This is a genomic window from Paracoccus sp. J56, from assembly GCF_019633685.1.
GTDB classification, from domain to species: Bacteria; Pseudomonadota; Alphaproteobacteria; order Rhodobacterales; family Rhodobacteraceae; genus Paracoccus; species Paracoccus kondratievae.
The window spans coordinates 77,635-89,046 of the sequence record NZ_JAFL01000004.1; the positions used below are offsets into that span (position 1 = coordinate 77,635).

At 62.3% G+C, this 11,412-nt stretch carries 10 protein-coding genes; 4 read left to right on the forward strand and 6 right to left on the reverse strand.

Going from position 1 to position 11,412, the window contains the following annotated elements:
* Positions 1 to 47 precede the first annotated feature (47 nt).
* Positions 48 to 1,253 (forward strand): ethanolamine utilization protein EutH, encoded by a 1,206-nt coding sequence (gene eutH, locus M511_RS04240; protein ID WP_085501444.1) that lies wholly within the window; start codon positions 48 to 50, stop codon positions 1,251 to 1,253.
* 8 nt (positions 1,254 to 1,261) lie between these two features.
* Here the strand turns inward: eutH and M511_RS04245 are convergent, their stop codons facing one another.
* The 5 genes from M511_RS04245 to M511_RS04265 all read right to left on the reverse strand — a co-directional run bounded on the left by M511_RS04245 (position 1,262) and on the right by M511_RS04265 (position 5,217).
* Positions 1,262 to 1,636, reverse strand: a complete 375-nt coding sequence (locus tag M511_RS04245) for a DUF4186 domain-containing protein (RefSeq protein ID WP_085501445.1) — start codon at positions 1,634 to 1,636, stop codon at positions 1,262 to 1,264.
* Between the two features lie 24 nt (positions 1,637 to 1,660).
* Complete coding sequence (locus M511_RS04250; protein ID WP_085501446.1) at positions 1,661 to 2,281, reverse strand: class I SAM-dependent methyltransferase; 621 nt, start codon at positions 2,279 to 2,281, stop codon at positions 1,661 to 1,663.
* 9 nt (positions 2,282 to 2,290) lie between these two features.
* The gene (pssA, locus tag M511_RS04255; RefSeq protein WP_085501447.1) at positions 2,291 to 3,037 is read right to left on the reverse strand and encodes a CDP-diacylglycerol--serine O-phosphatidyltransferase; all 747 of its coding nucleotides are present in this window, start codon (positions 3,035 to 3,037) and stop codon (positions 2,291 to 2,293) included.
* Positions 3,034 to 3,717: a phosphatidylserine decarboxylase gene (locus M511_RS04260; protein ID WP_085501448.1), complete on the reverse strand. Its 684-nt coding sequence runs from the start codon at positions 3,715 to 3,717 to the stop codon at positions 3,034 to 3,036. The genes pssA and M511_RS04260 overlap by 4 nt, the downstream gene beginning before the upstream one ends.
* Positions 3,718 to 3,819: 102 nt before the next feature.
* Entirely contained in the window at positions 3,820 to 5,217 is a 1,398-nt protein-coding gene (locus tag M511_RS04265) for a DegQ family serine endoprotease (RefSeq protein ID WP_010393944.1), read from the reverse strand.
* A gap of 324 nt (positions 5,218 to 5,541) precedes the next feature.
* Here M511_RS04265 and M511_RS04270 point away from each other — a divergent pair, with 324 nt between their 5' ends.
* From M511_RS04270 to M511_RS04280, 3 genes are all read left to right on the forward strand, one after another.
* Entirely contained in the window at positions 5,542 to 5,853 is a 312-nt protein-coding gene (locus M511_RS04270) for an H-NS histone family protein (protein ID WP_010393946.1), read from the forward strand.
* A 95-nt stretch (positions 5,854 to 5,948) separates the two neighbouring features.
* Positions 5,949 to 6,905, forward strand: a complete 957-nt coding sequence (gene speB, locus M511_RS04275; protein WP_029371573.1) for an agmatinase — start codon at positions 5,949 to 5,951, stop codon at positions 6,903 to 6,905.
* Between the two features lie 338 nt (positions 6,906 to 7,243).
* Positions 7,244 to 9,409 carry an esterase-like activity of phytase family protein gene (locus tag M511_RS04280; RefSeq protein ID WP_085501449.1) on the forward strand — a complete coding sequence of 722 codons (2,166 nt, stop codon included), beginning with the start codon at positions 7,244 to 7,246 and terminating at the stop codon, positions 9,407 to 9,409.
* 59 nt (positions 9,410 to 9,468) lie between these two features.
* Here M511_RS04280 and M511_RS04285 read toward each other — a convergent pair whose 3' ends face one another.
* Positions 9,469 to 11,409, reverse strand: a complete 1,941-nt coding sequence (locus M511_RS04285) for a 3-hydroxyacyl-CoA dehydrogenase NAD-binding domain-containing protein (protein WP_085501506.1) — start codon at positions 11,407 to 11,409, stop codon at positions 9,469 to 9,471.
* Positions 11,410 to 11,412 lie beyond the last annotated feature (3 nt).

Consider the following 11,412-nt stretch of genomic DNA (forward strand, 5'->3'; position numbering starts at 1 on the left):
GGCGGGAGGGGAGACCCGCCCATTCCCAAAGGGAGGGGAAAGGAAACATGGCCCATATCGGGACATTCGTCATCTACATCATCATGGCGTCGGCCGTGATCGGGGCAATCGCCTCGATCATCGACAGCGAAAGCCCGCTTGGACGGGAATTCAGCGCCGGGCTGCACGCCATCGGCCACATCTTTATTCCGGTCGCGGGGATCATGGCCTCGATCCCCTATCTGTCGGCCTTTGTGGATGCGGTGATCGGACCGGTCTTTCAGTCCGTCAACGCTGATCCGGCCATGGCTGCCACCTCGCTTATCGCGGTGGACATGGGCGGCTATCAGCTGGCCAAGGCGCTTGCCCAATCACCCGAGGGCTGGATCATGGCCTCGATCACCGGCTTTATGGCCGGGGCAACGATCATCTTCACGATCCCGGTCGGGCTGGCGATGCTCGACAAAGAGGATCACCAATACATGGCCGTCGGCATCATGTGCGGGCTCTTGTCGATCCCGGTCGGGGTGCTGACCTCATGCCTTGCGCTGGAGCTGATGCAGGTCGCCATCCGCCCCGAGATCGAGGCGACCGGCCCGGCCAGTTATCAGCTTGCGTTGGGGACCGGGCAGGTCTTGGCCAATATTGCGCCGCTTATCGTCTTTTGCGGGGTACTGGCGGCGGGGCTGAAGCTGTTTCCAGCTTTGATGATCCGGCTGTTTCTGGATTTTGGCCGGCTTATGTATGCAGCAATCACAATGGTTCTGGTGTTTTCCATCGTTGAGTATTTCACCAGCGTCTTTACCTGGCTGTTCGGCCATTGGGGCTTTGCCCCGATCATCGCCGATGCCGAGGATCAGTTCCGCGCGCTGGAAATCGCGGGCTATATCGGCATCATGCTAAGCGGCGCATTCCCGATGGTCTGGATGCTGAACCATTTCCTGCAAAAGCCCATGCAATGGGCTGGCGCACGGCTTGGCCTGTCATCGGCGGGAACGGCGGGCCTGCTGGCAGCCTCGGCCAATGTGCTGGCGATGTTCCGGCTGATCAAGGAAATGCCGCCGCGCGACAAGGTGCTGGTCATCTCATTCGCGGTCTGCGGGGCCTTCATGTTCGGTGACCATCTGGCGTTCTCGGCGAATTTCCAGCCGACGATCATCCTGCCCCTGCTTTTGGGCAAACTGGCCGGGGGGATCACCGGCTTTGCCCTGGCACTGTGGATCCTGAATTCGCAGACCCGGCAAAAGACCGTCATGAACGGGGCCAAGCCCTAAGCGGGCCCTTACGAATGCGAGCGAGGATCGACCGTCATCTGGCGGTCGATCCAGCACATCAGCAAGTCAACGATCTGCGCCTGCTCGTCGGGGCTAAGAGCCCGGCCGGGGGGAATGAGATGCCATTTCTCGAGACATGAGCGGCAGCAGCAGGCGGTCGCATGTTGGGCGACAAAGACCGGATGACCGCGCATCGGCGTCTGGCGGCCATCATTGCGCGGATGGGCGGGCGCAAGCCTTGCGGCGATGAAATCGCGGGCATGGGCGGCGATGGTGTCGCGGCCCTTGGCCTCGGCATAGGCGCGCTCTTTCTGACCAAGGCGAAAGCGGCTGCGAAACGCCGAACGGCCAAGCCGGTCAAAGATATCCTCTTTCGCCGTCATACCCACAGCCCGCAAGACGCCCGCCTAGGCCAGACGCTTGCCCAGCACCAGAAAGGTCATCATCCCCAGAGGCGGCAGGGTACGGCGCTCTTCCAGGGTCAGGCACTCCTCTCCCAGCACCGTCTCGATACGGAAATCCGAGTGCCAGCCAATCGTATTGGCCAAGGGTGCAAACAGCCGTTCAAGCCGCGCCAGAGTGCCATCTTCGCGGGCAAAGTGATTGGTGATGACGACCTGGCCGCCGGGTTTGCAGACCCGCGCAATCTCGGCCATCACGCGCTCGGGCTCAGGAACAACGGACAGGACATGCATGGCCGTCACGGTGTCGAAATGGTTGTCGGGAAAATCCAGCTTGCGCGCATCCATCTGCCGCAGTTCTTCGACCTGAGTCAGACCCTGCTGCTGCACCTTGGCGATGGCCTTGTCGAGCATGTCCTGACTAAAGTCGATGCCGGTCACCCGCATGTCACGGTTGTAATGCGGCAGGGACAGCCCGGTGCCGACGCCGACCTCAAGCACGGTCCCACCACGGCTGTTGATATATTCGACCGCACGCCGCCGCCCGATATTGGTTACGGCACCAAAGGTACGGTCATAGACCGGGGCCCAGCGGGAATATGAGGTTTGGACGGCTTCGATATCCATAGGCGTTCCTTATCGGTTTGACGGATGTTCGCAGTCGATCCAGGCCCAGATGACAATGGCGATGTAGCCAAGGCAGATCGCGATCAGCGTTTCCCATGCAAAGGTCAGCAGCGCCGCACCGACAAAGGCCACGCCGACAAGAAAAAACTTGACGTTCTCACGCGAAATCCGGGTTGTCTTGAAAGACCATGTGGGGATGCGGCTGATCAGCAAAAGGCCGATCGCAATCATGTAAAGGCAGATCAGCAAAGGTGGCAGCACGGGCCGGTCGGCAAAGGCAAACGACAGATACATGGGCAGCATGACGAGCAGCGCCCCGGCAGGCGAGGGCACGCCCTGAAAATAGGCGCTGCTGCCCTGTGTCTCTTCGGTTTTGGTCGAGACGTTGAACCGTGCCAGCCGGATCACGCAGCAGACGGCAAACAGCAGCACGCAGATCCAGCCCAGGCTGCGAAAATCCTGCAAGGCCCAGAAATACAGCAAGAGCGGCGGCGCGACGCCGAAATTCAGAAAATCGGCCAACGAATCCAGCTCGGCCCCCATCTTGCTGGCGGTGCCCAGCAGCCGGGCGATGCGTCCGTCGATGCCATCAAGAATGCCCGCCGCAAAGATCAGCAGAACGGCCAAGGTGTATTCGCCCTGCACGCCCAATCGGATGGCCGTCAGCCCCGCGCCGACCGCCGCGATGGTCAGCACATTCGGTAAAAGCTGAAACAACGAGAATTCGGCCTGCGGGCCAGAGGGCTGTTCGGTCATGCACCCCCTCCCTCACCAAAGGCGTCGAGCCTGGCGATGACCGTCTCCCCCGCGATCATGGTCTGGCCGATCTGGACCAGCGGCACGACGCCCGGCGGAAGATAGACATCCAGCCGCGAACCAAAGCGGATCAGGCCGAAACGCTCGCCCCGCTGCAACCGGTCCCCGGGCTTGACAAAACAGACGATGCGCCGCGCCACGAGGCCCGCGATCTGCACCACCGCCAGTTCGCGCCCGTCAGTCAGGCGCAGACGCAGGCTGTTTCGTTCATTATCGGCGCTGGCCTTGTCGAGCGAAGCGTTGAAGAACCTGCCCGGACGATAGGCAACAGTCAGCACCTCGCCCTCTGCCGGCGTGCGGTTCACATGGCAGTTAAAAACGCTCATGAACACACTGACACGGGTTAAAGGCGTCGCGGCCATCCCCAGTTCTGGCGGAGGCACCGCAGGTTCGATCAGCGAAACGATGCCGTCTGCCGGGCTGACCACCAGTCCGGGGCGCACGGGCGGCACCCGTTCAGGATCGCGAAAGAAGTAATAGCACCAGATGGTCAACCCGACGCCGACCCAGCCAAGCGGCCTCCACAGCAGAAAGAGCATCAGCGTTGCCACAGCAAATGTCGCGACAAAACGGATGCCCTCGCGGTGCATCGGCTTGATGACGGTGTCGCGCATCCGCATCCGGCAGCCCTCCCCCGGCTGATCCCCCGCGCCAGTCATAAAGGGATTGGCCCGGCACGCAATAGCGCAGACTGCCATAGATGCAGCCGGGCCAAAGGGCGTTTATCCCTCCAGGATGGTCAGCATCCGGCGCCCGTCGCGGACCAGTTCGACCACCAGCGGCAGGCGACCAGCGCCCAGCACCTCGGTCAGCGCCTCAAGCGTAGGCACCGGGCGGCGGTTGATTGCCAGGATCATATCGCCCGGACGGAAACCGCGTTGTTCAGCCGCACTGCCGGGAGTGACACTTTCGATCTCAAGCGCACCCGGCCCGCCCTCAAGCCGGCGTTCACGCAATTGCAGACCGGCAAGCGGCGTGCCCTCCAGCAAGGCGCTGGCCGCCTCGGCCCCGTCGCGGATGGTTGCGGTCAGCTCAAGCTCTTCGCCGTCGCGCAAAACGGTCAGGGTCATGTTGTCCCCAACCGAGAGCAGCCCGATATGGTTGCGGAAATCCGCGCCGTTGCGCAAAGCCGCGCCATCGACCGCCCGCACCACGTCCCCCGCCTGCAAGCCCGCCGCATCAGCGGCCGAGCCGGGCTCGACGCTGGCGATGACTGCGCCGCTCTGGATCACATCCTCGACCCCAAGGGCCGAGGCCAGATCCGGGGTCAGATCCTGTACGGTGACCCCCAGCAGGCCGCGACGCACCTCTCCATGCTCCAGAAGCTGCTTCATGATCGCCATGGCCATATCGGCGGGAATGGCAAAACCGATGCCGATATTGCCGCCCGCCGGGGCAAGGATCGCGGTATTCACACCGATAAGCCGACCCTTGCTGTCAACCAGCGCCCCGCCCGAGTTGCCGGGGTTGATCGAGGCATCGGTCTGGATGAAATCCTCATATCCGTCGCGGCTGATCCCGGTGCGGCCAAGCGCGCTGACCATGCCCGAGGTCACAGTCTGGCCCAGTCCGAATGGGTTACCGATCGCCATGACATAGTCGCCAACCTTTACCGCATTCGAATCGGCAATCTCGACCGCGGTCAGATCCCCGGCCTTGACCTGCAACAGCGCGATGTCCGTCGCAGGGTCGCTGCCGATCAACTCGGCCTTCAGGGTGCGGCCGTCCTTCAGTGTGACGGTGATCTCAATTCCGTCCGCGATGACATGGTGGTTGGTCAGCACATAGCCCTGGGCTGCATCGACGATGACACCAGAGCCCGCGCTCATGCGCTGACGGCGCATCGTCTCGGGCGGCAGGTTGAAAAAGCGGCGAAAGAACGGGTCGTTGTAGAGCGGGCTCACCGCCACAGCGGTTTCCGAGCGAACAGCGATATTGACCACCGCCGGCGTCACCTTCTCAAGCACCGGAGCGGCGGTCAGGACGCCGCGTTCGTCAAGCGTGAAGGCCGAACTGTCGGCCAGGCCCTTCTGCGGCGCCAGGGGGGCGGCGATCAGGGTCAGAAGGCAAAGGGCAGTGCTCAGCGCACGGCGCGTTTGCGGCATCGGACGGAAAGGCATGGTCTGTCCCTCATGGTTGCGCGAATGGGGCAGCCCCGATCCCGAAGCCGACCCGGCCGGAATTTATCGCGACTTACGCCACCAGAGTCGAGCCATCACTGTAAAATCGGTACAGGACCGGTGCCGATGATATTGCCGCAAATTACTAATATGAAACCTCACTGCCATACCGGAAAAATTGTACAAAAGGTGAATTCGATATCCGCTTTCCTTAATTGACAATGAGATAACTGCACGTCAAAACCAATTATGTCGTGTTTCCGGGCAGTTAAAGCCACGTCATATACTAACCACCACAAGCTTGTCACATCAAGGGGGCTGATAATGGCTGATCTCGACCTAAATACCATGTCGTTGAACGAGCTCAGGCAATTGCTTAAGGACGTTGACCGGGCGATTGATCAATATGACTCCCGCCGCAAGGCCGAGGCCCGCACCAGGGTCGAACAGATCGCCAAAGATTTCGGCTTTTCGCTGGGCGAACTGGTGCAGGCAGCGCAGGAAAAGTCTGTCAGCATTCCACGCTATCGTCACCCCGAGAACCCCGAGCTGACCTGGAGCGGTCGCGGCCGCAAACCGCGCTGGATCATTGAGGCTTTGAACTCAGGACAGTCGCTCGACAAATTCACGATCTGAACCGCTCCCGCTTCCGGCCGCAGGACAAGGTATTTGCGAATCAACGCCAGCACCGTCCATGATGCCGCTCATAGCCATCGGATTATGAGGCGCTGATGCCAAAGCAGTTGCATGAACCTGTCGATGCCGCTTTGGTGCCGCGTTTTGCGGGACATGCGACCTTTATGCGTCTGCCGGCCTTGACCAGCGCCGAGGGGTTGGATGTTGCCCTGATCGGCATCCCTTGGGATGGCGGTACCACCAATCGCCCCGGCGCCCGTCATGGCCCGCGCGAGGTGCGCAACCAGTCCAGCCTGATGCGTAAGGTGCATCACGTCACCGGAGTAGCCCCTTATGAGCGGCTGGCGGTGGCAGATCTGGGCGATCTGGTCGTGCAGCCCATCGACCTGATGGCGGCGCTGGAACAGATTGAGGCGGGCATCGCCGGTGTCTGCGCCGCAGGCGCCCTGCCCCTCAGCGTCGGTGGCGATCACCTGACTACATTGCCGATACTGCGCGCGATCCATAAGGCGCAGCCCGAACCCGGACCATTGGGGCTGGTACAGTTCGACGCCCATTCCGACACCAACGACAGCTATTTCGGCGACAATCCCTATACCCACGGCACCCCCTTTCGCCGCGCCATCGAAGAGGGCGTGCTGGACCCCCGGAGGGTCGTGCAAATCGGCATTCGCGGCTCGGTCTATTCGGCGGACGAACACCAATGGGCCAAGGATCAGGGCATCCGCATCATCTATATCGAGGAATGCGACCGCCGCGGCCCCGGGGATGTCATGGCCGAGGTACGTGACCTGATGGGCGATGCGCCGACCTATGTGACCTTTGACATCGACAGCATCGACCCTTCGATGGCCCCCGGCACCGGCACGCCCGAGATCGGCGGCCTGACCACGCGTGAAGCACAGGCCATGGTCCGCGGCCTTGCCGGGCTGAATATCGTTGGCGCCGATGTAGTCGAAGTCTCGCCCCCCTTCGATCAGGGCGGCATCACCGCACTGACAGGTGCGACCATGCTTTTTGAACTGCTTTGCGTCCTGGCCAGCAACCGCTGAGATATGTCACTCAGCCTTGCGGACGAAAGATGCGATGTTCGTTTTCGCGCTGATTGTGCGCAAACGCACATACCCGCACCTGTGCGAATGATACAGATTCGCGCGCTAGTAGGTTAACCAGTTCCCTGTCACCTTTTTTGACTGCGGATTTATATTTCCATAGACATTGATTACAGACTGAATTCTGCCCTGTTCCCACGTGGAACGGGGCCTTTTGCAAAGCAGGACCGTCCCCCGGCACAGGGGCGCGGTTTGCCACGGAACTGTCGGCAAGGCGTTACCTGATCGTCATGCGGCGACCCTAGTTTGCGCATGATCGCGCAACTTCAGGAATCGCCATGACCGCAACCCGTCTGCTTTCTGCTGTCTCGACACTCGCCCTTCTTGCAGGCCCTGCCCTGTCAGACAGCTTCAACCGCGTCGCATCTTTCCCCGTCACCGCCAATATGGCCGAGGGTGAGGATAAGGCTCGCACCTCTTCGGCCGAGATCATCTCGGCCTCTGCCGATGGCATGACGCTGATCTATACCGACAGCCCCTTGAGCGTGGTCGGGCTGATCGACATTACCGACCCACGCCAACCCAAACCCCTGGGCAATGTGGCGCTGAACGGAGAGCCTACTACCGCCCATATCATCGGCAGCCGTGCGGTCGTCGGGGTGAACACCTCGGAAAGCCGCGCCAACCCCTCGGGCCGGCTGGCGGTGATCGATCTGAAAAGCGCGACCGAGATCGCCTCTTGCGATCTGGGCGGCCAGCCCGATTCAGTTGCTGTCGCGCCGGATGGCAGCTTTCTTGCCGTCGCCATCGAAAATGAGCGGGACGAGGATCTGGGCGAAGGCGGCCTGCCCCAGATGCCTGCCGGTTATCTGGTGAAACTACCCTTGGCAGACGGCAGCCCCGATTGCGCCAGGCTGCAAAAAATCGACCTGACCGGCCTTGCGGACATCGCCCCCGAGGACCCCGAGCCCGAGTTCGTCGACATCAACGAAGCGGGCGAAATTGTGGTAACGTTGCAGGAAAACAACCACATCGCTGTCATCGGGGCCGATGACACGATTGCGCAGCATTTTTCGGCGGGCGAGGTCGTGCTTGAGAATGTCGATACCAGGACGGACGGGCGGCTGAGCTTTAGCGAAAAGACCGAACCGGTCCGTCGTGAACCCGACGGAGCGAAATGGATCGACGCCGATCATTTCGTCACCGCCAATGAGGGCGACTGGAAAGGCGGCTCACGCGGCTTCACCATCTGGAACAAGGATGGCACGGTGGTCTATGAATCCGGCGCTGCGCTGGAACATGCCATCGCCGAAATCGGCCACTACCCCGAGAAACGTTCGAAATCCAAAGGCGTCGAAATCGAAAGTGTCGAGTTCGCCCGCTTTGGCGACACGCCCTTGTTGTTCGTATTGTCCGAACGCGCCTCGGTCGTTGCGGTCTATGACCTGACCGACCCCGCCGCACCCAAGCTGACCCAGCTTTTACCCTCGGGCATCTCGCCCGAAGGGGCCGTTGCCATCCCTGCGCGCAACCTGTTTGTAACCGCCAATGAGGCCGATCTGGGCGAAGATGGTGCGGCGCGTGCGCATGTGATGATCTATGAACGCAGCGCCGATGAGCCGGCCTATCCTGTGCTGACCTCGGCCGGGACCGAACCTTTGATCGGCTGGGGGGCGCTTGGGGCACTTGCTGCGGCCCCGGGCCGCGAGGACCGGTTGTTTGCCGCCTCGGACAGCGTTTATGCGGCCATGCCGTCGATCTATGAAATCGACATTACCGCGAAACCGGCGCGGATCGTCACCCAGACGATCATCACCCGCGGCGGCGCTCCGGCGCAAAAGCTTGATATCGAGGGGCTGACCTCGGATGGTGAGGACGGTTTCTGGCTGGCGAACGAAGGGGATGCGAAAAAACTGGTCCCCCATGCCATCCTGCATGTGAATGCAAAGGGCGAGATCACCGAGGAAATCGCCCTGCCCGAAGAGCTGCTGCCCCATCAGACCCGCTTTGGCGCCGAGGGTATCGCAAAGGTCGGCAATACGCTGTGGCTGGCCATGCAGCGCGAATGGAGCGACGACCCGGAGGGCAAGGTCAAGCTGCTGGCCTATGACCTTGAGACCAGGGAATGGGGTGCGGTGCACTACCCGCTTGAGCCCAAAGGTCAGGGCTGGATGGGCCTGTCCGAAATCGCGGTTCGGGACGAGCACGCCTATGTCATCGAACGTGACAACCTGATCGGCGACAAGGCGGTGGTGAAAAAGATCTTCCGTGTCGCGCTGGCCGATCTGCACCCCGCAGCCCTGGAAGGGACACTGCCCACGGTCGCCAAGGAAGAGGTCCGCGACCTTATCCCCGAGATGTTGGCCCTGACCAATGGCTATGTGCTGGACAAAGTCGAAGGTCTGGCCTTCGACGCCAAGGGCAACGCCTGGGTGGTGACGGATAACGACGGCACCGATGACAGCTCGGGCGAGACGCTGTTTTGGAATCTGGGTCAGCTTTAGACCGCAAAAAAGGGGCCGGTCAGCCGGCCCCTGCCCCCAAAAGGACGGGGATGCGCTGTTCAGCCGCGAATGCCGGTTGCGAACATCGGCCCGCCACGCCAACGCGGAAACCCGTAACCATGGATTTCGACCAGATCTATATCCGCCGGCAATTGCGCAATCCCTTCCGTCAGGATCGCCTGCCCCTCGGCCGCCATTTCGGCAACCAGATGCGCGGCAATCGCATTACGTTCCATCGTTGCGACGGGGGCGATCTGACCGGCCAGCAGCTCGGTCACCGTTGACGAGGGCTGCGGCTTGCGATCGCCCGGTACGTAATCGTACCAACCACCACCGGTCTTTTGCCCTTTGCGCCCGGCGCGCACCAGAATATCGCCCAGCGTCTCGGGCACATCCTGTCCCGCCGCGCGGGCACCCTCGCGCTGCAGGTAGGCGATGTCGAGCCCGCCCAGATCCTGCGCCTCGAATGGTCCCATGGCGAAACCATATGCGCGCATGGCGGCGTCAATCTCGGCAATGGCGACGCCTTGACGCACCAGCGCCTCGGCCGCCGCGCGATAGCGTTTAAGGATGCGGTTACCGATGAAACCTTCGCAGATCCCGGCCCGGACGGGGATCTTTTTCAACAGCCGGGCAAGGGCAAAGCCGGTGGCAAGCACCTGCTCAGAGGTTTCGGGCACGGGCACGATCTCAAGCAGTTTCATCACATTGGCGGGGCTGAAGAAATGCAGCCCGATGAAACGCTCGGGTCCCGGCACCCCCGCCGCAATCTTGCGCGGGTCAAGGTAAGAGGTATTCGTTGCCAGAACCGCATCCGCCCGGCAGACCCGGCCCAGCTGTTCAAAGACAGCCTGCTTGACGCCGATTTCCTCGAACACCGCCTCGATCACCAGATCGACATCGGCCAATGCAGCATAATCGGTGGTGGCGGTAACGCCAGACACAAGCTCTTCGGCCTGCGCGGTGCCAAGCCTGCCGCGCCGTACCGCACCGTCAAAGATACCGCGAAGATTGGCGATGCCGCGGGCCACCGCATCATCGTCACGCTCGACCAGAACGACCGGCAATCCGGCCTCGCGCAGGGCGGCGGCAATGCCCGCGCCCATGGTACCACCGCCGATCACCGCAGCGCGGCGCAGGGGCAAGGGATCAACCGCACGCAGAGCGGCCGGACGTGGGGCAGTACGTTCGGCGAAAAAGACATGGCGCAGGGCGGCCGCCTGATCTGAACCGCGCAGCTCTAGAAAAGTCGCGCGTTCATACGCCATGGCCTCGGGAAACGGAGCTTCGACAGCTTTGCGCAGACAGTCAAGCGCCCGCAGCGGCGCGGCGGCACCCTTGGCCGCCTTGGTGACCGATTTTTCCTTTTCCGCCCAGAATGCCGCATCAGCCGCGGCAACCGGACGGGCCGAGACCGGTGCAGGCAGGGGGCGCGTCAGGGCCTCGCGCGCAAAGCCGACAGCGCCGTCAAGCAGATCGCCTGTGACCACCGCATCAATCAAACCGGAAACGGCCGCCTTTTGCGCGCGCATCGGGCGGCCCGAGGTGACCAGTTCGACGGCAAGCTCGGCCCCGGCAAGGCGCGGTGTGCGAACCGTGCCCGAGGCCCCGGGCACGATGCCCAGCGTCACCTCAGGCAGACCGACCGAGGCGTCAGGCAGCGCGACCCGGAAACGGCAGCCCATCGCCACCTCGAACCCGCCGCCAAGGGCCGAGCCGTGGATCGCCGCAACCCAAGGCTTGGCGGCTCCCTCGATCCGGTCCACCAGGTCGGGCAGATGCGGCGGCTGCGGTGGTTTGCCGAATTCGGTCACATCCGCGCCGGCGATAAAGGTGCGACCCGCACAGATCAGCACCACCGCCCGCACCTCCGGATCAGCGTCAAGCGTGCCGACCGCGTCCCACAATCCCTGACGCAAAGCCTGGCTCAACGCATTGACGGGCGGGTTATCCACGGTGACGACGGCGATTTCACCCTGGCGGGCGATGGTTACGGTCATGAC